Origin of the sequence: Streptomyces sp. NBC_00667, assembly GCF_036226825.1 — a bacterium.
Classification (GTDB): Bacteria; Actinomycetota; Actinomycetes; order Streptomycetales; family Streptomycetaceae; genus Streptomyces.
Map to the genome: position 1 here is coordinate 4,972,198 of NZ_CP109022.1, position 25,303 is coordinate 4,997,500.

At 71.8% G+C, this 25,303-nt stretch carries 20 protein-coding genes; 13 read left to right on the forward strand and 7 right to left on the reverse strand.

All coding sequences use genetic code 11. From position 1 onward, the window contains the following. Positions 1 to 16: 16 nt before the first annotated feature. The 3 genes from OHA81_RS23150 to eccE form a co-directional block, all read right to left on the reverse strand. On the reverse strand, positions 17 to 2,260 hold the full coding sequence (locus OHA81_RS23150) for an SCO5717 family growth-regulating ATPase (protein WP_329198795.1): 2,244 nt from the start codon (positions 2,258 to 2,260) through the stop codon (positions 17 to 19). Positions 2,261 to 2,397: 137 nt separating this feature from the next. Beyond that, positions 2,398 to 3,096, reverse strand: coding sequence for a hypothetical protein (locus OHA81_RS23155; protein ID WP_329198798.1), 699 nt, complete (start codon positions 3,094 to 3,096; stop codon positions 2,398 to 2,400). Next, positions 3,093 to 4,379, reverse strand: coding sequence for a type VII secretion protein EccE (gene eccE / locus OHA81_RS23160; protein ID WP_329198800.1), 1,287 nt, complete (start codon positions 4,377 to 4,379; stop codon positions 3,093 to 3,095). The genes OHA81_RS23155 and eccE overlap by 4 nt, the downstream gene beginning before the upstream one ends. A 250-nt stretch (positions 4,380 to 4,629) precedes the next feature. Here eccE and eccB point away from each other — a divergent pair, with 250 nt between their 5' ends. The 4 genes from eccB to OHA81_RS23180 all read left to right on the forward strand — a co-directional run bounded on the left by eccB (position 4,630) and on the right by OHA81_RS23180 (position 8,345). Further along, a complete protein-coding gene (eccB, locus tag OHA81_RS23165; RefSeq protein WP_329198802.1) occupies positions 4,630 to 6,207 on the forward strand; it encodes a type VII secretion protein EccB in 1,578 nt (525 codons plus the stop codon). A gap of 11 nt (positions 6,208 to 6,218) precedes the next feature. Then, positions 6,219 to 7,457: a type VII secretion-associated serine protease mycosin gene (gene mycP, locus OHA81_RS23170; RefSeq protein WP_329198804.1), complete on the forward strand. Its 1,239-nt coding sequence runs from the start codon at positions 6,219 to 6,221 to the stop codon at positions 7,455 to 7,457. 213 nt (positions 7,458 to 7,670) lie between these two features. Then, positions 7,671 to 7,991: a WXG100 family type VII secretion target gene (locus OHA81_RS23175; RefSeq protein ID WP_329198806.1), complete on the forward strand. Its 321-nt coding sequence runs from the start codon at positions 7,671 to 7,673 to the stop codon at positions 7,989 to 7,991. Between the two features lie 45 nt (positions 7,992 to 8,036). Next, positions 8,037 to 8,345 carry a WXG100 family type VII secretion target gene (locus OHA81_RS23180; RefSeq protein ID WP_329198808.1) on the forward strand — a complete coding sequence of 103 codons (309 nt, stop codon included), beginning with the start codon at positions 8,037 to 8,039 and terminating at the stop codon, positions 8,343 to 8,345. 77 nt (positions 8,346 to 8,422) lie between these two features. On the opposite strand, the gene OHA81_RS23185 is transcribed toward OHA81_RS23180, so the two are convergent. Further along, positions 8,423 to 8,656, reverse strand: a complete 234-nt coding sequence (locus OHA81_RS23185) for a DUF397 domain-containing protein (protein ID WP_329198811.1) — start codon at positions 8,654 to 8,656, stop codon at positions 8,423 to 8,425. An 89-nt stretch (positions 8,657 to 8,745) separates the two neighbouring features. Then, complete coding sequence (gene eccCa, locus OHA81_RS23190) at positions 8,746 to 12,705, reverse strand: type VII secretion protein EccCa (RefSeq protein WP_329198812.1); 3,960 nt, start codon at positions 12,703 to 12,705, stop codon at positions 8,746 to 8,748. A 193-nt stretch (positions 12,706 to 12,898) separates the two neighbouring features. Between eccCa and eccD the strand changes: the two genes are divergently transcribed. The 6 genes from eccD (at position 12,899) to OHA81_RS23220 (ending at position 20,028) form a co-directional block, all read left to right on the forward strand. Next, positions 12,899 to 14,413, forward strand: a complete 1,515-nt coding sequence (eccD, locus tag OHA81_RS23195) for a type VII secretion integral membrane protein EccD (protein WP_329198813.1) — start codon at positions 12,899 to 12,901, stop codon at positions 14,411 to 14,413. 173 nt (positions 14,414 to 14,586) lie between these two features. Further along, positions 14,587 to 14,874 carry a 30S ribosomal protein S15 gene (gene rpsO, locus OHA81_RS23200; RefSeq protein ID WP_136213493.1) on the forward strand — a complete coding sequence of 96 codons (288 nt, stop codon included), beginning with the start codon at positions 14,587 to 14,589 and terminating at the stop codon, positions 14,872 to 14,874. Between the two features lie 283 nt (positions 14,875 to 15,157). Continuing rightward, a complete protein-coding gene (locus tag OHA81_RS23205; RefSeq protein ID WP_329202491.1) occupies positions 15,158 to 17,377 on the forward strand; it encodes a polyribonucleotide nucleotidyltransferase in 2,220 nt (739 codons plus the stop codon). After that, a complete protein-coding gene (locus OHA81_RS23210; protein WP_329198815.1) occupies positions 17,374 to 18,753 on the forward strand; it encodes a M16 family metallopeptidase in 1,380 nt (459 codons plus the stop codon). The genes OHA81_RS23205 and OHA81_RS23210 overlap by 4 nt, the downstream gene beginning before the upstream one ends. Before the next feature lie 50 nt (positions 18,754 to 18,803). Then, positions 18,804 to 19,556, forward strand: coding sequence for a 4-hydroxy-tetrahydrodipicolinate reductase (gene dapB / locus OHA81_RS23215; RefSeq protein WP_329198817.1), 753 nt, complete (start codon positions 18,804 to 18,806; stop codon positions 19,554 to 19,556). 19 nt (positions 19,557 to 19,575) lie between these two features. After that, positions 19,576 to 20,028, forward strand: a complete 453-nt coding sequence (locus OHA81_RS23220) for a hypothetical protein (protein WP_329198819.1) — start codon at positions 19,576 to 19,578, stop codon at positions 20,026 to 20,028. A gap of 58 nt (positions 20,029 to 20,086) precedes the next feature. Here OHA81_RS23220 and OHA81_RS23225 read toward each other — a convergent pair whose 3' ends face one another. Next, complete coding sequence (locus OHA81_RS23225) at positions 20,087 to 20,647, reverse strand: PH domain-containing protein (RefSeq protein WP_329198821.1); 561 nt, start codon at positions 20,645 to 20,647, stop codon at positions 20,087 to 20,089. A gap of 48 nt (positions 20,648 to 20,695) precedes the next feature. Then, positions 20,696 to 20,935, reverse strand: a complete 240-nt coding sequence (locus OHA81_RS23230) for a hypothetical protein (protein ID WP_329198823.1) — start codon at positions 20,933 to 20,935, stop codon at positions 20,696 to 20,698. Between the two features lie 266 nt (positions 20,936 to 21,201). Here OHA81_RS23230 and thyX point away from each other — a divergent pair, with 266 nt between their 5' ends. The 3 genes from thyX to OHA81_RS23245 all read left to right on the forward strand — a co-directional run bounded on the left by thyX (position 21,202) and on the right by OHA81_RS23245 (position 24,921). After that, positions 21,202 to 21,942 carry an FAD-dependent thymidylate synthase gene (gene thyX, locus OHA81_RS23235; RefSeq protein ID WP_329198824.1) on the forward strand — a complete coding sequence of 247 codons (741 nt, stop codon included), beginning with the start codon at positions 21,202 to 21,204 and terminating at the stop codon, positions 21,940 to 21,942. Positions 21,943 to 22,207: 265 nt separating this feature from the next. Next, a complete protein-coding gene (gene dapA / locus OHA81_RS23240; RefSeq protein ID WP_329198825.1) occupies positions 22,208 to 23,107 on the forward strand; it encodes a 4-hydroxy-tetrahydrodipicolinate synthase in 900 nt (299 codons plus the stop codon). A 128-nt stretch (positions 23,108 to 23,235) separates the two neighbouring features. After that, positions 23,236 to 24,921, forward strand: a complete 1,686-nt coding sequence (locus tag OHA81_RS23245) for a ribonuclease J (RefSeq protein WP_329198827.1) — start codon at positions 23,236 to 23,238, stop codon at positions 24,919 to 24,921. The last annotated feature ends 382 nt before the right edge of the window (positions 24,922 to 25,303 follow it).

A 25,303-nucleotide genomic window follows, 5' to 3' on the forward strand; every position in this document is an offset into this window, starting at 1 on the left:
GGCCGGCGCGGGCGGGTCAGCCCAGCCGGGGGTCGCGCGGCGGCTGACCGGGCTGCGGCTGGTGTTGCGGGGGCTGTTGCTGCGCGGGCTGCCAGGGCTGGCCGGGCTGTGGGTACGGCTGGCCGTAGGGCTGGGGTGCCTGCGGCTGCTGGTACGGCGGCTGTTGCTGTGGCGGGGCGGCGTGCGGCTGGGCGGCGGGCTGGGGCGCTCCCCAGTGGCCTTGCGGGGCCTGCTGCTGGGCGCGGATGAAGTCCTCGGCGACCAGCGCGGAGAGGTTGAAGTACGCCTCGCGGGTCTTGGGCCGCATCAGGTCGAGGTCCACTTCGGCGCCGGCCGCGAGGTGCTCGTCGAACGGCACCACGACGACGCCGCGGCAGCGGGTCTCGAAGTGCTGCACGATGTCCTCGATCTTGATCATCTTGCTGGTCTCGCGGACCCCCGAGATGACGGTGAGGGAGCGGGAGACGAGGTCGCCGTACCCGTGTGCGGACAGCCAGTCGAGGGTGGTGCTGGCGCTGCTCGCACCGTCCACGGAGGGGGTCGAGATGATGATCAGCTGATCGGCGAGGTCCAGGACGCCGCGCATGGCGGAGTAGAGCAGACCCGTGCCGGAGTCGGTGAGGATGATCGGGTACTGGCGGCCCAGCGTCTCGATGGCGCGGCGGTAGTCCTCGTCGTTGAACGTGGTCGAGACGGCCGGGTCCACGTCGTTGGCGATGATCTCCAGGCCGGAGGGCGCCTGCGAGGTGAACCGCCGGATGTCCATGTACGAGTTGAGGTACGGGATCGCCTGGACGAGGTCGCGGATGGTCGCCCCGGTCTCGCGCCGGACGCGGCGGCCGAGGGTTCCGGCGTCCGGGTTCGCGTCGATGGCCAGGATCTTGTCCTGGCGCTCGGTGGCGAGGGTCGCGCCGAGCGCGGTGGTCGTGGTGGTCTTGCCGACACCGCCCTTGAGGCTGATCACGGCGATGCGGTAGCAGGACATGACCGGGGTACGGATGAGTTCGAGCTTGCGCAGGCGCTCGGCCTCGGCGGCCTTGCCGCCGAAGCGGAAGCCGGAGCGGGCGGGCTTGGGCTTCTGCTTGGCGCGCAGCAGGCGCTCGGAGGACAGCTCGACGGCGGCGGTGTAACCGAGCGGCGCCCCGCCGGTGGCCGGGCCGGCCTGGTACGGGGGCTGGGGCCACTGGCCGCCGGAACGGGGGTCGTGCGACGGCTGGGGCTGCGGCGCGGGCTGGGGCTGCGGCGCGGGCTGCGCCGGAGCGGGGGCCGGCGGCGGGAACCCGTAGCCGTCCGGGGCCTGGTACGTGGGCGGCAGCGCCGGCAGCCCGCCCCCCGCTTCGGCGAACGGGGGCTCGGCGGCGGGTACGGCGGTCTCCGCGGGGGTGGCGGGCGGCGCGTAGGGCCCGGGCGGGGCCGGGGCGTACGCGGCGGGGGGCACGGGTGTCCCCTCGGGCGGCGTGGCGGTCCGGTACAGCTGTACGGGCGGCACGGCATCTGCCGCAGCCGCGTCGACCGGGGCGGGAGCGGGGGCCGCCGCCTGGGGCGGGGTCGGCTCCACCGGCGCGGGAGCGGCCACCGGGTCCGGGGCGGGGGCCGGAGCGGCGGGGACCACCGGATCCGGTGCCTGGGCGACCGGCGGCGCGGGAGCGGGCGCCGGGGGGAACACCGGCTCCGGGACCGCCGGGGGAGCGATCGTGAACACCGCCGGCGCGGCCGCGTCTTCGGCCGCAGGCGCAGGCGCGACCGGCACCTGGTCCGCGACCGGTGCCTGGTCCGCGACCGGCGCCTGGTCCGCGGCGGGAGCCGGAGCAGCCACCGCAGCCGGGTCGGCAGCCGGAACGGCCACCTGGTCCGCGGCGGGAGCCGGAGCGGCCGGCGGCCCCTGTTGCGGAGCAGGCGCCGGGGCCGCCACCGGGTCGGCGGTGGCGACCGGCGCCCGGTCGGCCGGTGCCGCCGGGGGAGCGGTCGTGAACACCTGCGGCGGCACCACGGCGTCGGCCGACGGCGTACGCGGGGCCGAGGGGGCGATCCGCATCGTCGGCGGCGAGGTCACGTCCGACGGGCGGTGCGGTTCGAAGCCGCTGCCCTCCGGCAGCCCCGGCACGGACGCGGCAGGAGCCTGCGCCGCACCCTGGGTGTACCAGGCCGGAGGGGTGTAGTCGATGGTGAACTCGCCCGTCACCTCGGGCTCCGCATCGGACTGATCGTCCGTCGGGACGTCCCACGTCCCGCCGCGCCTCTCGTTCCGATCGCCGCTCACTGAGTCCTCCTGGTCTGTCGAACACCGGTCAGGCGCCCACCTCGACGCCGCGCCCACGCTCAGCCTAATCGCGCCGCGTCGCCCCGCCCGACCCCGTGTCCGGGCTCACGGCCCCCACGGCGCCGCCGCCCCGGCCGTCAGTCGATCCGCCGCGCGGCGCCCAACAGGCCGGTCTCGGTGTCCGTGCCCTGCGTCATGACGAACTTGCGGTCCCTCGGCGTGCACCACAGCGTCACCCCGTCACCCAGCGTCGGCAGCGACTCCACCGCCGCCCGCGGAAGGTGCATCAGGCGGCCGACCTGCCCCGCCTCGTCCGGCGACACCCGCTGCACCCCCACCAGCGAGGCGTTGCCCATCAGCCGGGGCGCCGCCGGGCTCAGGTACGGCAGCAGCGTCAGCACCGACTGCCAGGGCCCCGCCACCACCCGCCCGCGCGGCGGCCGCATCCCGCAGTCCCGGACCACCAGCACCGGGCTGCCGGCCGACGCGCCCTGCGGCGGCACCCGCCCCACATCGTGCAGGGTCACGCACTGCTGGCCGCCGCCAGCGGCCTGGGCCAGCCCCGACCAGGCCTGCCCGCGCCCGGTCTCCACCGCGACCCGGGCCCCCGTGGCCGCCGCGCGCAGCGCCAGTACCTGCGCCGTCCACAGGCCGCCGATCAGCGTGACCTCGTACGGCGTGGGCCGGTTGACGCCCAGCACCGCCGGACGGCCCTCGGCGTCCACGCCGATGACGACGCCGTCGTCGGCGACGGGCAGGGCCAGCGCGTCCAGGTCGGCCGCCGGGACCACGTGCCGTTCGCGGCGCGGCCCGATCAGCCCGAAACCGCCCCTCATCGTGCTCCTCCCAGTGGCAGCGAGGCCAGCAGGCCCGGTACCTGTTCGCGGTCCAGCCGGACGAGCCCGGTCCTGATGCCGCGCGCCGTCCGCTCCAGTTCGCGGCGGGCGGCCACCAGTTCCTCGTCGCTGCGCCCCGTCACCCGAACGTGCCCGGTCAGCGTCACGCCCTGCCGCTCGGCGGGGGCGATCGTCAGGCTGAAGTTCGTCGCGAGCGCGGGCAGTGACGTGAGCAGCGCCACGAACTGCGGCAGCGCCGCCGCGCCCGCCCCGCCCAACTGCGGCCAGCGGCCTATCCAGTACGTCGTGTGCCGCCGGTCGTCGCAGCGCCACGTGCGCGCCGTCTCCTCCGTGCGGCGGCCCGTGCCCGAGGACCGGCCGGCCTGGGTGATCGCCATCGGATTCGCGCAGGAGGACGTGGCCAGCGCGCCCGTCAGCTCCTGCTCGGTCAGCACCACCGCCCGGAACCCGGCGCCGGTCAGCCGGCTCGCCAGCTGGTCCGCGATCCGCACCAGGCACCGCTGCGCGCCGCCCAGTCCGCCGCCGCGCGCCGTGACCGCCTCCGGGCACAGCTCCGGGTCGAGCTTGAGCGCGATCCACGTCAGCCGTACCGCCGGCGCGCCCGTACTGGCCTGGAGCGGGGCGTAGTTGCGGGTGGCCATCGCCTGGGGCGGCAGGTGCGGGGCGGGCGCCGGCTGCGTGTGCTGCACCAACTGGGCGCTCTCCAGCCGGATCCCGTCGACTTCGAGGACGTCCCGGACGAGCCCCAGCGGCAGCGGGCGCGTCCCCCGGTCGGGCCGCAGGGCGGTGGCGTCCATGTCCACCTGGACGACGGCCGTCAGGAACGTGCCGTCGCCGACCATGCCGACCGGCCGGCGGTCACGGTCGCTGAACGTCAGCGTCCGCAGGGCGGGTTCGGCCTCGACCAGCGGAGCCAGCCCCGGCTCGACGCCGGCCGGTACGGAGCGTGCCGCGGCCCGGCGGCGCCGCGTGCGCAGGGCGAGCGCGCCCCCGATCCACTCGGGCAGGGAGCGCTGGTGCCGGCGTACGAGCGCGAGCGGCACCAGGACCAGCGCCAGTACCCCGGCGGGCACCAGCAGCAGCGGTTCCACCACCCAGGCCACCAGCAGGGCGGCGGCCGCGATCTGGAGGAGCACCAGCTGTTGCAGCCGGAACGGCCCGAACCGGCCCGGGGTGGACCGCGGATGCGGTGTGACCCCGGTGCGCGCCGGTGTGGCCGGTGCCGCCGGGGCCGTTCGTGGCTGCGTCGCGGTGGCCGTCACTCGCGCACCTCCCCATCCCGGGGGCGGGCCCCGTACGCTGCGGCGCGGCGGGTCGCCGCCGCCCTCTCGAAGTCTGCCGGATCCGCCCCGAAGAGCCCTGACCGCGCCGGTCCGCAGGCCGCGCGGCGGCCGACCGAGCCTACCCGGGCCGTGCATACCGTCCGTCAAGAGGCATAGTAGGTCCCCGGTCCGATCATCGAGGCCCGGGGCACGGGAGTCCGCCGGGCCGTGCGGCGAGAAGCAGGCGGTCATGGCATCACGGCGTGATGAACTCAACGCGTACACCTTCGCGAAGCGGCGCACGGTGGCAGCGTTCCTCCAGCCCTCCGCCACCGGTACCGAGGAAGGCGCGCCCCGCCCGCTGCGCGCCGTGGTCCCCGGCCTGGTGGTCGGCGCCCTCGTGGTCGCGGGCTTCGGCGCCTGGGGGATGTTCAAACCGCAGGCGCCCAAGGGCTGGGACGAGCCCGGCACGCAGGTCATCGTCGGCAAGCAGTCGACCACCCGGTACGTGGTCCTGACCACGAAGGTCAACGGCAAGGACCAGACCAGGCTGCACCCCGTGCTGAACCTGGCGTCCGCCCGACTGCTGCTGGATCCCGCGAAGTTCAAGGTCGTCCAGATCGACGACAAGATCCTTGACGCGGGCAAGCCGCCGCGGGGCCCGATCATAGGCATCCCCTACGCCCCCGACCGGCTGCCCGCCCCGGCCGACGCGGGCAAGGCCAAGCGCTGGGCCGTCTGCCAGCAGCCCGGCGGCAACGGCAAGGGCGTCCAGACCGCCGCGTTCGTCCTCGCCGACCGGGAGGCGCGTCTGATGGACGACGGCCGCAAGACCACCGAGACGCAGGTGCTGTACGTGCAGAACACCGGCGGCGCCAAGGAGCGCTACCTGGTCGACGCGGCCGGCACCAAGTACCGGTTCCCCGAGGGCAACGCCGACGCGGCGACGATCACGACGGCCCTGGTCGGCACCGGCGCCACTCCCCAGCCGGTCACCGAACAGTGGCTCGCCACCCTCACCCCCGGCGACGACCTGGCCTTCCCGCAACTGCCCGGCAGGGCGGGCGAGAAGGCCGCCGTGCAGGGTCTGGGCACCGCCGACAGCAAGGTCGGCATGGTGCTGACCGCCCAGACCGGTTCCGGCACCCAGTACTACGTCGTCCTGCCCGACCGGGTCGCACCCGTCTCGGAGTTCGTGGCCTGGCTGCTGATCTCGGCGCCCGCGGCCGACGGCCTCGACATGCACGGCAAGGCCCACGAGGTGGACCTGCAGTCCCTCAACCCGGACGCCACCCCGTTCAAGAACGACGCCAAGTGGCCCCAGCGCAGGGTCTCCCAGGTCAACCGGGTGACCGCCGCCCCCGGCCCGGCGTCCGGCGCCGCCCTGCGCGACACGGTCTGCGCGGTGCTGCGCTCCGTCGACGGCCAGGGCAACCCCACGCTGAGCACCTGGGCGGGCACCGGCTTCCCCGTCGACATCACCGCCGGCGGTACCGGCGCGTACGTCACCCCGGGCTCGGGCCTGCTCTACACCCAGGTCCAGGGCCGCCAGACCACGGCCGGCGGCTCCACGTTCCTGGTCACCGACACGGGTCTGCGGTACGCCGTCCAGGCCAACGGCGACAGTGACGCGGAGCAGTCCGGGATCGGCGCCGGCGGCCCCAAGCAGCCGGGCGCGGGCGACGGCCGGCCCGAGGCGAGCCAGGCGCAGATCCGGCTGGGCTACGGCGGGGTCACCCCGGCCATGGTGCCCATCGCCTGGTCGGAGTTCCTCTCCAAGGGGCCGCGCCTGGACACCAACTCCGCCCGTCAGCCGCAGGGTTCGTGAGGATGCCGCCGATGCCACAGCAACCGTCCGGGCGCCGCGCCACGGCCGTGCGGAGCCTGCTCCTGAGCTCAGTCCTGGCCCTCGTCGCGGCGTGCGGTACGGGCCCCGCCGCCCCGGGGTCCCCGGGCGCGCTGTCCCTCGCCGGCGGGGGCGAGTGCACCTTCCCGATGAAGCAGCAGATCGCCGACCGGCCCTGGGCCCTGCAACGGCTGCTCCTGGACGCCCTGTGGGCCCGCACCCGCGGCAAGGGCGTCCGCGTCGCGGTGATCGACACCGGCGTGGACCGGGTCAACCCGCAGCTCGGCGGCGCCCTCGACACCGGCGCGGGCAAGGACTTCGTCGACCCCAAGGGCGGTGACGGCACCAACGACACCGTGGGTCACGGCACCAGGGTCGCCGGCCTGATCGCCGCCCGACCCCAGGCCGGCACCGGCTTCGTGGGTCTCGCCCCGGAAGCCACCGTCATCCCGATCCGGCAGAACGACGGGCAGGGCAACGGCAACGCCGCCACCCTCGCCCAGGCGATCGACCACGCGGTGTCCAAGGGCGCCCAGGTCATCAACATCTCCCAGGACACCGACGTCCCGCTGAGCGCGGACTCCGACCTCGCCAAGGCGGTCCAGCGGGCCATCGAAGCGAAGGTCGTGGTCGTCGCCTCCGCCGGCAACGACGGCCTCACCGGGCAGAAGCGCAAGACCTACCCGGCGGCCTTCCCCGGGGTCCTCGCCGTCGCCGCCTCCGACCGCAACAACGAGCGGGCCGCCTTCTCCCAGCCCGGCGACTTCATCGGCGTCGCGGCCCCCGGCGTCGACATGGTCTCCACCGTCCCCGGCTTCGGCCAGTGCCTGGACAACGGCACGAGCTTCTCCGCCCCCTACGTCGCCGGAGTCGCCGCCCTGCTGCGGGCCGCGCACCCGGACTGGAGCGTGCAGCAGATCGTCTGGCAGATCGAGAACACCGCCGAACGCTCCGTGAACGGCCACGACGACTACGTCGGCTGGGGCGTGGTCGACCCGGTACGGGCCCTCACCCAGGACGGCGAAGCCCCCAAGGCCCCCGTCCCGGACCCGGGCCCGCCGCCCGCGGCCGCGCCCCAAGCGGCCGGGCTGCACCTCACCGAGACCGTGCAGGAGCGGGAGGAGCGGTTCGGTACGTACGCCCTGGGAACCGCCGTCGTACTCATCGCCGTCATCGCGGGTACCGCCACCGTCATGCGCGACGCCCGCAGGCGCCGACGCCCCGTGCGGTGACCGCCTACCGGTTCACCGGCGCTACGCAGTACCGGTGTTGGGGCCCCGCGGTGAACTGGCTAGAGTGACGGCAGGCTTCACGACTGTGATCGGGGGATGGCGTGGAGCGGAGGGGGATTTCCGTGGGCGCGTGCTCGTTTCCGCGCCGGGAACACCCGCTCCGCCACGCAGTCCGCCGGTTCGGCCGGCGAATTGAGAAGTGAGGAGCTTCGGATGACGAGCAATTTCGGACTTGCGGACGATCCGGTCGTCAAGGCGGCCAACAGGATCTCCGAGACGGCCGAGGCCGTGTCGCGGCAGTCGCGTGAACTGGCCGACATCATCGCGACGGTGAGCGCGGGCTGGACCGGCGTGGGCGCCGGAGGCTTCGTCAAGGCGCAGGAGGACATCAACACCGACCACGACAAGATCCGCCGGCTGCTCGGCGTCCTGCACCACGCGGTGTCGGAGACGAAGAACCTGAGCAACGCCCAGGACGAGGACGTGCGTCAGGCTTTCGCCGCCGCCAACAAGTCCGGCCTCAACAACCTCTGATCAAGGCCCCGTTGCCCACAACGCCCCAGCGCGAAGGAGTAGACCATGTCCGGTAACGACGGCCACACCAAGGTCAGGTACGAAAGCGTCCAGCAGATGGCGGACCGCATCCGCGTGGTGTCGCAGAACATCCTCAAGGACCTGGACGAGATGGACACCGCCGTCAAGGTCGTCACGGACACCTGGGACGGTGAGGCGCACCGCGAGTACGTCGCCCTCCAGAAGAAGTACAAGGCCGCCGCCGACCACATGCACAAGCAGCTGGAGACCGTCGCCCAGCTCATCGAGCGCGGCAAGGGCGACTACCACGCCACGGACATCAAGGCCTCGCGCCTGTTCACCGAGGCCTACTGAGTCCCCCGCCACACCCCGAAGGGGCGCGCCCGCACCGGGCGCGCCCCTTCGCGCGTTCCGAGCCGTCCCGAACCGGGTCAGCGCAGGTCGAACTCGCCGTCCCGGGCGCCGAGCACGAACGCCTCCCACTCGGCCGCCGTGTACCGCAGCACGGTCTCCCGGTCCAGCGACGACCGCATCGCCACCGCCCCGTCGGGCAGCTTCGCGATCTCCACGCGCTCCTCGTCGGGGCTGGTCCCGGGCGGGCCCTCCCACTCGACGCCGCTGATGTCGAGCGCGTACAGCTCGTCCTTCTCCTGCTGGGACCCCATGGCGCGGCCTTCCCTTCGTGCGACTGCGGTGCAGCGTTCTGCCCCGATTATCGGTGCCGGGGCGGCGCAGTGGGCGACGTTCGCGCTTCTCACGCCCCCTGGACGGGCAGCCGCCCGATCTGGACCAGTGACGTACCGCGCCTGCGCGAGACGGAGTAGCCCCGCCCCGGAGGCAGCGGACGCGGCCTGACGTTGCCCAGCAGGTCCCCTTCGGACGGGTCGCCGGAGAGCACCACGCCCTGCGCCCCCAGCTCCTTGATCCGCTGCATGAACGGCTCGTACAGCGCCCGCGAGGCACCGGCGGAATTGCGCGCGATGATGAAGCGCACGCCCGTGTCCCGGGCGAAGGGCAGGAACTCCACCAGCTGCGTGAGCGGATTGCCCTGGCTGGTGGCCACGAGGTCGTAGTCGTCGATGATGATGAAGACGTCGGGGCCCGTCCACCAGCTGCGGTCGCGCAGCTGCTGCGGGGTGACGTCGTCCGGCGGCTGCCTGCGGGAGAACACCCCGCCCAGCGCCTCCATGTGCATCTGCAGCGAGTTCGCCATCGGCGCGTACTCCAGGAGGTGCTCCTCCGGCAGCGCCCCGAGCAGACTGCGCCGGTAGTCGCCGACGACCAGCTTGGCCTGGTCGGGGCTGTACCGCTCGGCGATCCGCTGCGCGATGAGCCGCAGCAGGTTCGTCTTGCCCGACTCGCTCTCGCCGAAGACCAGGAAGAACGGGTCGGTCTCGAAGTCGATGAACACCGGCTCCAGGTCCGTCTCGTCCACACCGATCGAGATCCCCTGCCCCGGGAACTCGCCGCCCTTGGGCAGCTGGTCCGCGTGCAGCAGCCTCGGCAGCAGCCGCACCCCCGGGGCCGAGGGCCCCGCCCAGGTCTCCTTGACCGCCGCCACGAACGCGGCCGTGCCCTCCGAGAGGTCCTCCGCGCTGTGCGACCCGTCGATGCGCGGCAGCGCGCCCAGGAAGTGCAGCTTCTCCGGCACCTGACCGCGGCCCGGCATCCCCGTCGGGACGTTCGCGGCGACCCTGCGGTCGAACTCGGAGTCCATGACGTCACCGAGCCGCAGCTCCAGCCGGCTCAGGATCTGGTCCTTGAGCGCGGCCCGGACCTCCATGTACCGCGCTGCCGTGACCACCACGTGGATGCCGTATCCCAGACCCCGGGACGCGATGTCCGTGACGACCTGCTCCAGGCCCTCGTACTCGCCCCGGAAACCGCCCCAGCCGTCGACCACGAGGAACACGTCGCCCCACGCCTCGCCCGGCAGCTCCCCGGCCGCGCGCCGGCGCCGGTAGGTGCCGATCGAGTCGATGCCGTTGGCGCGGAAGAATTCCTCGCGGCGGTTCAGCACCCCCGCCACCTCCGCGACCGTACGCCGCACCCGTTCCGGGTCCAGCCGTGAGGCGATCCCGCCCACGTGCGGCAGGTCCGCGACCGACGAGAGGGAGCCGCCGCCGAAGTCCAGCCCGTAGAACTGCACCTCTGCGGGGGTGTGCGTCAGCGCGAACGAGGAGATCAGCGTCCGCATCAGCGTCGACTTGCCCGACTGCGGGCCGCCGACCACCATCATGTGGCCCGCCGCCCCCGAGAAGTCCCGGTACAGCACCTCGCGCCGCTGCTCGAACGGCTTGTCGATGAGGCCGAGCGGTACGACGAGGCCGCCGGGCCGCGTGTACCCCTGCGCGTGCAGGCCCCTCGTCCCGCTGGGCGCCAGCGCCGGCAGCAACTGGTCCAGCGGCGGCGCCTGGTCGAGCGGCGGCAGCCACACCTGGTGCGCCGGCACGCCCTGCCCCTCCAGCCGGCCCACGATCACGTCCAGCACCGTGTCCGCGAGCGCGTCGTCGCCCCGCGTCTCCTGCGCCGCGAGGTACGCCGGGTCCGGAGCCGCGTACACCACCGGCACCGGCGCCGCCGTGAACAGCGCGGGCCGCCGCTCCACCGGGAACGGCCCCACCGCCAGGTCCGGGCCGCCCGAGCGGTAGGTGCCCGAGACGTACGCCGCCTTGAAGCGGGTCATCTCGTCGGTGCCGAACTTCAAGTACCCCGAACCCGGGACCGACGGCAGGTGGTACGCGTCCGGCACGCCGATCGCCGTCCGGGACTCCGCCGCCGAGAACGTCCGCAGACCGATCCGGTACGACAGGTACGTGTCCAGGCCGCGCAGCTTGCCCTCCTCCAGCCGCTGCGAGGCCAGCAGCAGGTGCACGCCCAGCGAACGGCCGATCCGGCCGATCTGGATGAACATGTCGATGAAGTCCGGCTTCGCCGTCAGCAGCTCGCTGAACTCGTCGATGACCAGCACCAGCGAGGCCAGCGGCTCCAGCGGGGCACCCGCCGCGCGCGCCTTCTCGTAGTCGTGGATGTTCGCGTAGTTGCCCGCCGAGCGCAGCAGCTCCTGGCGGCGCTGCAACTCGCCGCGGATCGAGTCGCCCATGCGGTCCACGAGCGTCAGGTCGTCCGCCAGGTTGGTGATCACGGCCGCCACGTGCGGCAGTTGCCCCATGCCCGTGAACGTCGCACCGCCCTTGAAGTCGGCGAGGACGAAGTTCAGCGTCTCCGAGGTGTGCGTGACCGCCAGCCCCAGCACCAGCGTGCGCAGCAGCTCCGACTTGCCCGAACCCGTCGCGCCCACGCACAGGCCGTGCGGGCCCATGCCCTCCTGCGCGGCCTCCTTGAGGTCCAGCATGACCGGCGTGCCGTCCTCGCCGACGCCGATCGGCACGCGCAGCCGCTCGCCGGCCGACCGCGGCCGCCAGGTGCGCGACACGTCGACCTGCGCCGCGTCGCCCAGGTTCAGCAGGTCCGTGAAGTCCAGGTTCGCCAGCAGCGGCTCGTCGTCGTCACCGCCACCGGTCCGCAGCGGCGCCAACTGCCGTGCCAGGGCCTCCGCCGCCGGCAGCGACAGCGTGTCCGGGACCCCCTCGTACGCGACGCCCGAGCCCGACTCCAGCCGCAGCCGGCCCGGCCGCACGACGACCGAGAGCCCGCCCCGCTGCTCGTCGAGCTCGCCCGCAACCACCTCGACGATGGTTACGCCCTGCAAGCCCTCGACGGCCGCGAACACCGAGTCCGGGGGCACCATCCCGCCATCGAGCACGACCACCAGGTGCGGCTGGTCCAGCACCGGCGAAACGTCCCGGCTGAACCGCGGCCGCCCCTCCAGCCGGGACCCCAGCAGCCCCTCCAGCTCGCCCAGGTCGTCCCCGAACAGCCGCTTGGTGCCCGCCCCGTCGACCTGCCCGGGCAGCTGCGTGTGCGGCAGCCACTTCGTCCAGTCCCACGAGGGCACCGCGCCCGGCGCCGCCACCACCGCGACCATCAGGTCCTCGGGGGAGTGCAGCGTCGCCAGCTGTGCCACCAGCGCCCGCGCCGTACCGCGCGCCGACTCCGGCTCCCCGGACACCGTCACGTGGTAGAACGCCCGGATCGACACCGCCACCGGCAGCCCGTCCAGTGAGGAGTGCACCTTGAGGAAGCGCTGCATCGCCCCGGCCGTCAACGGCTCCAGTTCCTCCACCGGAGCGGTGTCCGGAGCCACCAGCGCAGTCGCCAGGCGCTGTGCGCCAAGCCCCAGCCGGGCCTGCCCGAAGTCCTCGTCGCCGACCCGCCGCTCCCACAGCCGCGAGCCCTCCGCCACCACCGACCACAACTGGTCCGGGGCCGGGTGCAGGTACAGCTGCGCGTCGCGCTGCGCCCGCGCGGTCCGTCGCACCTGACGCCGTGTCTGCGCAAGGTACTTGAGGTAGTCACGGCGCACGTCCGCCATCTGCCCCTGCGTACCGCGCCGGTAACGCACCAGCTGGGCGATCACCATGCCCACCGTGGACACCAGCATCAGCACACCCATGATGCGCATGAACGGGGCCGCACCCGGCATGAAGAAGAAGACGACCGAAGAGCCCATGCCGAGCATCGGCAGGAGCTGCATCAGCATGCCCTCCTGCTGCCCCCGCGGGAGTTCCGGCGGAGCCTCCAGCCTCACCTCGTCCGACGGCACCTCCGGGGGCAGCGACCTGGGCGGGCGTTTCACGACGATCTGGCTCACCGGAGCATCAATCCCTCGAAAACAGACGGACGTCCCAACCGGCGCCCTCAACTCCCCGGCCTGGCCGGGGGAGGTGATCCTACTTGCCTACAGTCCGTCATAAGCCCGGTAGGGTGGCCCGCGCGGTCTGCGCATCCGCGGATCCGCCCCCCGCACCTGCGGGCGCCGGAACGGCAAACAGGGGAGCACACAGGTGAGTACGGCCGAGGCGACCGGCTTCTGCAGGGTCACCGTCGTGGCACCGGACAGCCGTATCGACGTAGCCCTCCCCGAGGACATCGCCGTCGCGGACGTCTACCCGGAACTCCTGCGCCTGACCGGCCAGACCCAGCCCGTCGGCGCCCCCACCGGCTTCCACCTCGTACGCCGCTCCGGCACCGTCCTCGACGGCGCCCGCACCCTCGCCGCCCAGCAGGTGCTCGACGGCGAGGTGCTCAGCCTGCGCCCCTTCGCCGAGTCCCTGCCGCCGGCCGTCTTCGACGACGTCTCCGACGCCGTCGCGTCCGCCGTCGTCCGCGACCGGCACCGCTGGAGCGACGACATGCTGCGCGGCGCGGGCCTGGCCGGCTCCGCGGTCCTGCTCGTCCTGCTCGGCTTCGTCCTCTGGTACGCCGACCCGGTCCGCCACGACACCCACGGCCTGCCCGGCGTCATCGCCGCCGCCGTCGCCGTCCTGCTCACCGCCGCGGCCGGCGTCCGCGCCCGCGTCTACCGCGACGGCGGCTCCGCCATCGCCCTCGGCCTCGCCGCGCTCCCGCACCTGCTGATCGCCGGCTCCGGCATCGTCGCCCCCGCCGCGGGCCACGGACCGGGCCGCCTGCAGTTCCTGCTCGGCTGCGTCTGCGCCCTCGTCGCCTCCGTCGCGCTGGTCGCCCTCACCCCGCACGGCGACGCCCCCTTCGTCGCGGCCACCTTCCTCGCCGCCACCGGGACCCTCGCCACCTTCGCGGCCATCGCCACCGCAGGCTCCGCGACGGCCACCGCCGCCGTCTGCGCGCCCGTCGCGATATGCCTCGTCGCCTTCCTGCCCGGCCTCTCCGCCCGCTTCGCCCGCCTGCCCATCGGCTACGCCGCCCCGCAGAGCTCGACCAGCGACTACGAGCTGCCCGACGGTCACGACACCACCCCGTACGGTGACCCCGCGGACCCGGCCGGCGACGGCCGCTCCGACCAGGGCGCCTCCCTCGACGCTGAAGCCATCGCCGCCCAGGCCCGGCGCGGCCACGAAATGCTGCTGGGCCTGGCGGGCGGCTGCGCCGCCGTCGTCGTCGCCTCCGCCGCCGTCCTCGGCTTCTCCGACAACACCTGGGGCCGGCTGCTGGCCCTCGCCACCGGCCTCGCGATGCTGCTGCGCGCCAGGCTCTTCCGCTACACCTCCCAGGTCGTGTGCGCCCTGGTGGCCGGGTTCGGCGCGATCGCCCTGCTCGTCCTGGGCCTGGCCCTGCACCCGCCGGCCGACCTGCTCGCGGAGCTCGTCAAGTACCACGACCGCAGCGGGCTGGACCTGCGCACGATCTGGCTCTCCGCCGCCGTCGCCGCAGGCGCGGCCCTCCTCGCCGGAATTGCGCTTGTCATCCCCCGCAAGGGCCTGTCACCCTTCTGGGGACGGCTGCTCGACCTCACCGAGGCGGCGGTACTGCTCAGCCTGGTCCCGCTGACCCTGGCCGTGCTCGACGTCTACTCCCGGGCCCGCTCCCTCACCAGCTGAGACGGTCCCGGCCCGGCAGCCTGGTACGCTGTGTGACGGCCGTTTGTGTACGCGCCCCCGGAGATCCTCTGGAGGCTGCGCTCAGCGGACCCCGCCTCCCGAGTTACGGAAGATCCCCAGAGAATTCGACCTGGGGCACTCGGTGGCTACGAAGACCTAAACGAGGAGTACGCGTGCCGCTCGACGCCGCTACGAAGAAGCAGATCATCGCAGAGTTTGGTGCCAAGGAGGGCGACACCGGCTCCCCCGAGGTCCAGGTCGCCATGCTCTCGAAGCGCATCTCGGACCTGACCGAGCACCTCAAGACCCACAAGCACGACCACCACTCCCGTCGTGGTCTGCTGATCCTGGTCGGCCAGCGTCGCCGCCTGCTGCAGTACCTGGCCAAGAAGGACATCCAGCGCTTCCGTACGCTGGTCGAGCGCCTCGGCATCCGCCGCGGTGCGGCCGGCGCCAAGTAAAGACGCTGTGAAGGGAGCGGTTCCCACACTGAGTGGGCCGCTCCCTTTGCTGTACGTGCGAGACGTACCGGACGCTTTGTAGTCTGGTCGCAGGTGCACAACTGAAGAGGAGGAGCGCCCTCCCTACGCCGCCGGTCCTCGGTAGTGGCATCCGGAAAGCCCCGGAAGGCTACGAACCGGGTGCTTCGATCGAAGACCGGCCCGCACGCCAGGAGCGCTTCTCCGCAACCGTCCACCACCACACGGGTGGCGGACGGAGACGACGAAAATGGAGAAAACGCTAGTGGAGAACGAGACCCACTACGCCGAGGCCGTCATTGACAACGGTTCCTTCGGCACCCGCACCATCCGCTTCGAGACGGGCCGTCTGGCCCGCCAGGCCGCCGGCTCCGCCGTTGCCTACCTGGACGACGACACGATGGTGCTTTCCGCGACCACCGCGTCGAAGAAGCCCAAGGACCAGCTCGACTTCTTCCCCCTGACGGTGGACGTCGAGGAGCGCCAGTACGCGGCCGGCAAGATCCCCGGTTCCTTCTTCCGCCGCGAGGGCCGCCCCTCCGAGGACGCGATCCTCACCTGCCGCCTGATCGACCGCCCGCTGCGCCCGTCCTTCAAGAAGGGCCTGCGCAACGAGATCCAGGTCGTCGCCACGATCATGGCGCTCAACCCCGACCACCTGTACGACGTCGTGGCGATCAACGCCGCCTCGGCGTCCACCCAGCTGGCCGGTCTGCCCTTCTCCGGCCCGATCGGCGGCGTCCGCGTCGCGCTGATCCGCGGTCAGTGGGTCGCGTTCCCGACGCACACCGAGCTCGAGGACGCCGTCTTCGACATGGTCGTCGCCGGTCGCACCCTCGAGGACGGCGACGTCGCGATCATGATGGTCGAGGCCGAGGCCACCGAGAAGACCATCGCCCTCGTCAAGGGCGGCGCCGAGGCGCCGACCGAGGAGATCGTGGCCGCCGGCCTCGAAGCCGCGAAGCCGTTCATCAAGGTCCTGTGCAAGGCGCAGGCCGACCTCGCCGCCAAGGCCGCCAAGCCCGAGGGCGAGTTCCCGGTCTTCCTGGACTACCAGGACGACGTGTACGAGGCCCTCGCGGCCGCCGTCAAGGGCGACCTCTCCCAGGCGCTGACCATCGCGGGCAAGCAGGACCGCGAGGCCGAGCTGGACCGCGTCAAGGACATCGCCGCCGAGAAGCTCCTCCCGGCCTTCGAGGGCCGCGAGAAGGAGATCTCCGCCGCCTACCGCAGCCTGACCAAGGCCCTGGTGCGCGAGCGCGTCATCAAGGACAAGGTCCGCATCGACGGCCGCGGGATCACGGACATCCGTACCCTCGCCGCCGAGGTCGAGGCCATCCCGCGCGTGCACGGCTCGGCGCTGTTCGAGCGTGGCGAGACCCAGATCCTGGGCGTCACCACCCTCAACATGCTCCGCATGGAGCAGCAGCTGGACACCCTCTCCCCGGTGACCCGCAAGCGCTACATGCACAACTACAACTTCCCGCCGTACTCGGTCGGCGAGACCGGCCGCGTGGGTTCCCCCAAGCGCCGCGAGATCGGCCACGGCGCGCTCGCCGAGCGCGCGATCGTGCCGGTCCTGCCGACGCGCGAGGAGTTCCCCTACGCGATCCGCCAGGTGTCCGAGGCCCTCGGCTCCAACGGTTCGACGTCCATGGGCTCGGTCTGCGCCTCCACCATGTCGCTGCTGAACGCCGGTGTGCCGCTCAAGGCCCCCGTCGCCGGTATCGCCATGGGTCTGATCTCCCAGGAGATCGACGGCAAGACCCACTACGTCGCCCTCACCGACATCCTCGGTGCGGAGGACGCGTTCGGCGACATGGACTTCAAGGTCGCCGGCACCAAGGAGTTCGTCACCGCGCTCCAGCTGGACACCAAGCTCGACGGCATCCCGGCCTCCGTCCTGGCCGCCGCCCTCAAGCAGGCCCGCGACGCCCGCCTCCACATCCTCGACGTGATGATGGAAGCGATCGACACGCCGGACGAGATGTCCCCCAACGCCCCGCGGATCATCACCGTCAAGATCCCCGTGGACAAGATCGGCGAGGTCATCGGCCCGAAGGGCAAGATGATCAACCAGATCCAGGAGGACACCGGCGCCGAGATCACGATCGAGGACGACGGCACCATCTACATCGGTGCCGCCGACGGCCCGGCCGCCGAGGCCGCCCGCGCCACGATCAACCAGATCGCCAACCCGACCATGCCGGAGGTTGGCGAGCGCTACCTGGGTACGGTCGTCAAGACCACCACCTTCGGTGCCTTCGTCTCCCTCATGCCCGGCAAGGACGGTCTGCTGCACATCTCGCAGATCCGCAAGCTCGCCGGTGGCAAGCGCGTGGAGAACGTCGAGGACGTGCTCGCGGTCGGCACCAAGGTGCAGGTCGAGATCGCCGAGATCGACTCCCGTGGCAAGCTCTCCCTCGTCCCCGTGATCGAGGGCGAAGACGCTGCCGACGCCGAGAAGGACGACTCCGACAAGTGACGTCGCGTAGTTCCCGTGTGACGGCCCGCCCCTCTTCCGAGGGGCGGGCCGTCGCCCGTACCCAAACCCTGCTCAAGGGGCAGAACGGCATCGGCACCGTCCGCCGTACCGTCCTGCCCGGCGGTCTGCGCATCGTCACCGAGACCCTGCCCTCCGTCCGCTCGGCCACCTTCGGCATCTGGGCGAACGTCGGCTCCCGTGACGAGACGCCCACCCTCGGCGGCACCACGCACTACCTGGAGCACCTCCTCTTCAAGGGCACCGACAAGCGCAGCGCCCTCGACATCTCCTCCGCGATCGACGCGGTCGGCGGAGAGATGAACGCCTTCACGGCGAAGGAGTACACCTGCTACTACGCACGGGTGCTCGACACCGACCTGCCGCTGGCCATCGACGTGGTCTGCGACATGCTCACCGGCTCGCTGATCCGCGAGGAGGACGTCGACGCCGAACGCGGAGTCATCCTCGAAGAGATCGCGATGACCGAGGACGACCCCGGCGACTGCGTACACGACCTGTTCGCGCAGACCATGTACGGCGACACCCCCCTCGGCCGGCCCGTCCTCGGCACCGTGGACACCATCAACGCCCTGGGCGCCGACCGGATCCGCCGCTTCTACAAGAAGCACTACGACCCGACCCGCCTGGTCGTGGCCGCCGCCGGCAACGTCGACCACAACAAGGTCGTCCGCCAGGTCCGCGCGGCCTTCGAGAAGGCCGGGGCGCTCACCCGCACCGACGCCGAACCGGTCGGCCCGCGCGCCGGCAGCAAGCGCATCCGCACCGCCGGCCGCGTCGACATGGTCAGCCGCAAGACCGAGCAGGCCCACGTGGTCCTCGGCATGCCCGGCCTGGCCCGCACCGACGACCGGCGCTGGGCGCTCGGCGTGCTGAACACCGCCCTCGGCGGCGGCATGTCCTCGCGGCTCTTCCAGGAGGTCCGCGAGAAGCGGGGCCTGGCCTACAGCGTGTACTCGTACACCTCCGGCTTCGCCGACACCGGTCTCTTCGGCGTCTACGCGGGCTGCCGGCCCAGCCAGGTCCACGACGTGCTGCGCATCTGCCGCGACGAGCTCGACAAGGTCGCCTCGGACGGACTCACGGACGAGGAGATCAGGCGGGCCGTCGGCCAGCTCTCGGGCTCCACCGTCCTCGGCCTGGAGGACACCGGTGCGATCATGAACCGCATCGGCAAGAGCGAGCTGTGCTGGGGCGACCAGATGTCGGTCGACGAGATGCTGGGCCGCATCGCCGCCGTCACCCCCGACGAGGTCCGCGCGGTCGCCCGGGACGTACTGGCCCAGCGGCCGTCCCTCGCGGTGATCGGGCCGCTCAAGGAGAAGCAGGCCGCCCGCCTCGACGAAGCGGTCGCCTAGTCCCGTGGGCACGTCTGAACGTGCGCACGTACGCACCTAAGGAAGCGAACATGAGCAAGCTGCGCGTGGCGGTCCTCGGCGCCCGGGGCCGCATCGGCTCCGAGGCGGTCAAGGCCGTCGAGGCCGCCGACGACATGGAACTGGTCGCCGCCCTCGGCCGCGGCGACAAGCTGGAGACGCTGGCCGACGCCGGCGCCCAGGTCGCCGTCGAGCTGACCACCCCCGACTCGGTGATGGGGAACCTCGACTTCCTCGTCGGCCACGGCATCCACGCGGTGGTCGGCACCACCGGCTGGACCGAGGACCGCCTCACCCAGCTGGACACCTGGCTGGCCGGCTCGCCGGGGACCGGGGTGCTCATCGCCCCGAACTTCTCCATCGGCGCCGTCCTCACCATGAAGTTCGCCGCCCAGGCCGCCCGCTACTTCGAGTCCGTCGAGGTCGTCGAGCTGCACCACCCGAACAAGGTCGACGCCCCCTCCGGGACCGCGACCCGTACGGCGCAGCTCATCGCGGCCGCCCGCGCCGAGGCGGGCCTCGGTGCCCAGCCGGACGCCACCGCCACCGCCCTCGACGGGGCCCGCGGCGCCGACGTGGACGGCGTCCCCGTGCACGCCATCCGCCTGCGCGGCCTGCTGGCCCACCAGGAGGTGCTGCTCGGCGGGGAGGGCGAGACCCTGACCATCCGTCACGACTCCCTGCACCACCGCAGCTTCATGCCGGGCATCCTGCTCGGTGCGCGCCGCGTGACGCAGACCCCGGGCCTCACCTTCGGCCTGGAACACTTCCTCGACCTCGGCTGATGAGCAGGCAGTAGTACCCATGCGCGCGAAGATCACGTACTTCATCACGGCCGCCGTCCTGGTCGTCTACTTCGTCCTGGTCGGCAGCCGGGGCCTGATGCTGATCCGGCAGGGCACCTGGCTGACCGTCGCCTTCGGGGTGGCGGTCCTGGTGCTGCCCGTCATCGGGATCTGGTTCCTCTGGATGAACACCCGCTTCGTCACCAAGGCCAACCAGCTCGCCGCCGAGCTGGAGGCCGAGGGCGCCCTGCCCGTGGACGAGCTGGAGCGGGACCAGTACGGCCGGATCCTGCGGGACTCCGCCGACGAGGTCTTCGCGCGCCGCAAGGCCGAGACCGAGGACGCACCGGGCGACTGGCGCAGCTGGTTCCGCCTCGCCGTCGCCTACCACGACGCCCGTGACACCCCGCGGGCCCGCAAGGCCATGCAGCGGGCGATCGCCCTGCACGACGCGGAGCGCGTACCCGCCTGAGCCGCTCCCGTACGGACCCCGGCGGGCCGCCCCGCACGGGACGGCCCGCCGCGTCACCTCAGGCCGGGACGGCCCGGTATTCGTCGGCCCAGGCCCCGACCACGTCGGCGGCCCGCTCGAAGGCCTCCCCGCGCGTGAGGAAGTCGGCGTCGTGGTCGGTCAGCAGCACCGGCAGCGACGCGCCGTCCTGACCGGAGACCGTCAACGCCTGCCCCTGTACGGTCCTCGGCAGCCCCAGCAGGCGCACCGGCTGCTGCACCGTACGGATCCGGTCGACGGCGCTCCACGGGATCGACCGCGTCCGGAAGAACGCCACGTGGCGCAGACCCCTACGGCTCACCCACACGCCCGTCAGCAGCAGGCGCAGCGTCGCGCCCAGCACCGCGAGCGCGGCGGCCAGGCACACGAGCGCGCCGCCCCACGCCCCCGCGAAGGCGATGATCATCGTGGCCAGCAGCATGAAGGCGGTCAGCAGGAGCAGCAGCGCGGCGATCGCCACCCGCCAGGGGCCGGGCCGGTAGGGCCGGCGCCAGCGGTCGTGGTCTTCGTGGGGGAGGGCTTCGTCCTCGTGCTCGTCGGCGTCGGTCACGCCGTCGGCCGTCAAGAAGGGCAGGGGCACGGCTGTACCTCACTCACATGCACGTTCGGTTGGGCTGTGCCCGTGAGGCTACCGCCCCTCGGAGGCCTCCGACTGCTGTGACTTCTCGGGTGCCTTGTGCGGCTGCAGTGCCGGCATGCCGAAGAGCAGCGAGCCGACGAGCCCGGCCACCACGGTCAGTCCGACCAGCGTACGGGCGGCGAGCTGAGTCTTGCTCAGACTCTCGCGCGGCGGCGGAGTGACGTTACTGCGGAATCGGTCGGCCTCGGCGACGAAGGTGAACGGGACGGGTTCGCGCCGGAGGAACATGGAAGCGACTCTCCTTGTGGTCGGGGCCCGGGGGGCCGTGGGCGGTCCTGCCGGTCCTTTGCGGACCTACCGGACCTTCTGGTCCTTCTCCCAGTAGGACGCGCGAACGCCCCGATAGGTGCCGGATTCCGTGACATCCGTCCGTTTCCCCGGCGCCCCGTCGGCTCCCCGGGCGCCGTACGTCCCCCCTCGGGCCTGCGAAGGGACCCTCGCCGGGCGCCGTAGAGTAGGCGCGCCCCAGGTGTGACACGTTTGGAAGGACCCCAGTGAGCGATACGGCCGCCACCGACCTGAAACCCAGCTTCCGCAGTGATGTGACGGTGGAGCTGGTGAAGCACTCCGCCGCCGACTCCGACGTGCTGTGGGCCGCCCGCGTCTCCACGGCCGGCGAGCAGTCGCTGGAGGAGCTGCAGAAGGACCCGGAGCGCTCGAAGGGTCTGATCAACTACCTGATGCGCGACCGCCACGGCAGCCCCTTCGAGCACAACTCGATGACGTTCTTCATCAGCGCGCCGATCTTCGTGTTCCGCGAGTTCATGCGCCACCGCGTCGGCTGGTCGTACAACGAGGAATCGGGCCGCTACAGGGAGCTCGAGCCCGTCTTCTACGTCCCCGACAGCGACCGCAAGCTCGTCCAGGAGGGCCGCCCCGGCAAGTACGTGTTCGTCGAGGGCACCGGGGCGCAGCAGGAACTGACCGGCCGCGTCATGGAGGACTCGTACCGCCGGGCCTACGAGGCGTACCAGGAGATGCTGGCGGCGGGCGTGGCCCGCGAGGTTGCCCGTTCGGTCCTGCCGGTCGGTCTTTTCTCCTCGATGTACGCCACCTGCAACGCGCGCTCGCTCATGCACTTCCTCGGCCTGCGCACGCAGCACGAGCTGGCGACCACCCCGTCCTTCCCGCAGCGGGAGATCGAGATGGTCGGCGAGAAGATGGAACGGCACTGGGCGGGGCTCATGCCCCTCACCTACGCCGCCTTCAACGCGAACGGTCGCGTCGCCCCGTAGGGCGGGTCGACGGCGCGTCGCGCACGGATGTCCGAAAGCAAGTCCCAAGTGTCCGTATTGCGGCGTTTCGGAAAGTTCATCTAGGCTGATCAAACGGACCCGGCACTGCTTGAACCCCCGAGCAGGCAGTGCCGGGCTCCAACAACCCGGGCCACACCGGCAGCCACTCGCCGTCGTCACACTCCGCAGTCATATGGGGGACCCGTACCCTGTTGACGTCCCCCGAGGGGACACCATGAGGGTGGCAGCGAGTAGCGTGTTACCCATGGCTCCGATCTCGACTCCGCAGACCCCCTTCGGGCGGGTCCTCACCGCCATGATCACGCCGTTCACGGCGGATGGCGCACTCGACCTCGACGGCGCGCAGCGACTCGCCGCCCACCTGGTGGACGCAGGCAACGACGGCCTGATCGTCAACGGCACCACCGGTGAGTCGCCGACCACCACCGACGCGGAGAAAAACGACCTCGTACGAGCCGTACTCGAAGCGGTCGGGGACCGCGCCCACGTGGTCGCGGGCATCGGCACCAACGACACCCGCCACACCCTGGAGCTCGCACGCCAGGCCGAGCGCACCGGCGCCCACGGCCTGCTCGCGGTCACCCCGTACTACAGCAAGCCGCCGCAGGAGGGCCTCTACCGGCACTTCACGGCGATCGCGGACGCCACCGAGCTGCCGGTCATGCTCTACGACATCCCCGGCCGCAGCGGCGTCCCGATCAACACCGAAACCCTCGTACGGCTGGCCGAGCACCCCCGTATCGTTGCCAACAAGGACGCCAAGGGCGACCTGGGGCGCGCCAGCTGGGCCATCGCACAGAGCGGCCTGGCCTGGTACTCCGGCGACGACATGCTGAACCTGCCGCTCCTGTCGGTCGGCGCGGTCGGCTTCGTCTCCGTCGTCAGCCACGTGGTCACCCCCGAGCTGCGCGCGCTGCTCGAAGCCCACCTGGGCGGCGACGTCCAGAAGGCCGCCGAGATCCACCAGAAGCTGCTCCCCGTGTTCACCGGCATGTTCCGCACCCAGGGTGTGATCACCACCAAGGGCGCGCTGAACCTCCAGGGCCTGCCCGCAGGCCCGCTGCGGCTCCCGCTCGTCGAGCTGACCGCCGAAGAGACGGCGCAGCTCAAGATCGATCTTGCCGCCGGCGGGGTACAGCTCTGACAACAGACTTCACAACTGAACAAGCACAACTGAACAAGCTTGACCACACCAGACAAGAGCAAGTGCACGAATGACATGCGCGCCACGTGCCTTCCGAGGTACGTGGCGTGCGTGGTGAGGAGAGACTTTTGAGCCATCCGCATCCTGAACTCGGCCCGCCCCCGAAGCTCCCCAAGGGCGGCCTCCGGGTCACCCCCCTGGGCGGTCTCGGTGAGATCGGCCGCAACATGACCGTCTTCGAGTTCGACGGCCGCCTCCTGATCGTCGACTGCGGCGTCCTCTTCCCCGAAGAGGAACAGCCCGGCATCGACCTGATCCTTCCGGACTTCTCGTCCATCAGGGACCGGCTCGACGACATCGAGGGCATCGTCCTCACGCACGGCCACGAGGACCACATCGGCGCCGTCCCCTACCTCCTGCGGGAGAAGCCGGACATCCCGCTGATCGGCTCCAAGCTGACGCTGGCCCTCATCGAGGCGAAGCTCCAGGAGCACCGGATCCGCCCCTACACCCTTGAGGTGAAGGAAGGCGAACGGGAGGCCCTCGGCCCCTTCGACTGCGAGTTCATCGCGGTCAACCACTCCATCCCGGACGCCTTGGCCGTGGCCATCCGGACCCCCGCCGGCCTGGTCGTGGCCACCGGCGACTTCAAGATGGACCAGCTGCCGCTGGACAGCCGCCTCACCGACCTCCACGCCTTCGCGCGGCTGAGCGAGGAAGGCATCGACCTCCTGCTCTCCGACTCGACGAACGCCGAGGTCCCGGGCTTCGTGCCGCCGGAGCGGGAGATCTCCAACGTCCTGCGCACGGTCTTCGCCAATGCCCACAACCGGATCATCGTGGCCAGCTTCGCCAGCCACGTGCACCGCATCCAGCAGATCCTCGACGCCGCCCACGAGTACGGCCGCCGGGTCGCCTTCGTCGGCCGCTCGATGGTCCGCAACATGGGCATCGCGCGTGACCTGGGCTACCTCCGGGTCCCGGCCGGCCTCGTCGTGGACGTGAAGACCCTCGACGACCTGCCGGCCCACGAGGTCGTCCTGGTCTGCACCGGCTCCCAGGGCGAGCCGATGGCCGCCCTGTCCCGGATGGCCAACCGCGACCACCAGATCCGGATCGTCCCCGGTGACACCGTGATCCTGGCGTCGTCCCTGATCCCGGGCAACGAGAACGCGGTCTACCGCGTGATCAACGGCCTGACCCGCTGGGGCGCCAACGTCGTGCACAAGGGCAACGCCAAGGTGCACGTCTCCGGCCACGCCTCCGCGGGCGAGCTGCTGTACTTCTACAACATCTGCAAGCCGCGGAACCTGATGCCGGTCCACGGCGAATGGCGCCACCTGCGCGCCAACGCCGAACTGGGCGCCCTCACGGGCGTCCCGAAGGACCGCATCGTGATCGCCGAGGACGGCGTGGTCGTCGACCTGATCGACGGCAAGGCGCGGATCTCCGGCAAGGTCCAGGCCGGCTACGTGTACGTCGACGGCCTGTCGGTCGGCGATGTCACGGAGGCGTCCCTCAAGGACCGCCGCATCCTCGGTGACGAGGGCATCATCTCGGTCTACGTCGTGGTCGACAGCACCACCGGCAAGGTCGTGAGCGGCCCGAACATCCAGGCCCGCGGCTCGGGCATCGATGACGGCGCGTTCGGCTCGGTCAGCCTCAAGATCGAGGAAGCCATCGCCCGCGCGGCCGCTGACGGTGTCGCCGAACCGCACCAGATCCAGCAGCTCATCCGCCGCACGATGGGCAAGTGGGTCTCGGACGGCTACCGCCGCCGCCCGATGATCCTCCCGGTCGTCGTCGAGGTCTGAGCCTCGCGTTAACGACCCGAACGGGAGCGGGCTCCCCTCGATTTGCAACGAGGGGGCCCGCTCCAGTACGTTTACGTCTCCACCCCGCACGGCCCCCGACACACACGTGTGCCCGGACCGCGCCCGCGGGGAGGTGGGAACCAGACCCGGGGAGACCTGATAAAGTCTGGATCCACCCGAAAGGGAAAGGCCCTCCAACGGCCACAGAATTCAAATCCGGAGTCGGAAACGGCGCGGAAATGGTCTGGTAAGGTTGGAATCGCCGGAAAGGGAAACGCGAAAGCGGAGAACTGGAAAGCGAAACCCGCTTCGACCGGGAATCGGACACGAGAGAGTCTGATAGAGTCGGAAACGCAAGAACAAAGAAGAACAAAGGAAGCGC

Excerpts from the sequence above, each read along its gene's own strand:
- OHA81_RS23155 (WP_329198798.1), bottom strand. The coding sequence starts at position 3,096 with ATGAGGGGCGGTTTCGGGCTGATCGGGCCGCGCCGCGAACGGCACGTG.
- eccB (WP_329198802.1), top strand. The coding sequence starts at position 4,630 with ATGGCATCACGGCGTGATGAACTCAACGCGTACACCTTCGCGAAGCGG.
- mycP (WP_329198804.1), top strand. The coding sequence starts at position 6,219 with ATGCCACAGCAACCGTCCGGGCGCCGCGCCACGGCCGTGCGGAGCCTG.
- OHA81_RS23175 (WP_329198806.1), top strand. The coding sequence starts at position 7,671 with ATGACGAGCAATTTCGGACTTGCGGACGATCCGGTCGTCAAGGCGGCC.
- OHA81_RS23180 (WP_329198808.1), top strand. The coding sequence starts at position 8,037 with ATGTCCGGTAACGACGGCCACACCAAGGTCAGGTACGAAAGCGTCCAG.
- OHA81_RS23185 (WP_329198811.1), bottom strand. The coding sequence starts at position 8,656 with ATGGGGTCCCAGCAGGAGAAGGACGAGCTGTACGCGCTCGACATCAGC.
- dapB (WP_329198817.1), top strand. The coding sequence starts at position 18,804 with ATGAGCAAGCTGCGCGTGGCGGTCCTCGGCGCCCGGGGCCGCATCGGC.
- OHA81_RS23220 (WP_329198819.1), top strand. The coding sequence starts at position 19,576 with ATGCGCGCGAAGATCACGTACTTCATCACGGCCGCCGTCCTGGTCGTC.
- OHA81_RS23230 (WP_329198823.1), bottom strand. The coding sequence starts at position 20,935 with ATGTTCCTCCGGCGCGAACCCGTCCCGTTCACCTTCGTCGCCGAGGCC.
- dapA (WP_329198825.1), top strand. The coding sequence starts at position 22,208 with ATGGCTCCGATCTCGACTCCGCAGACCCCCTTCGGGCGGGTCCTCACC.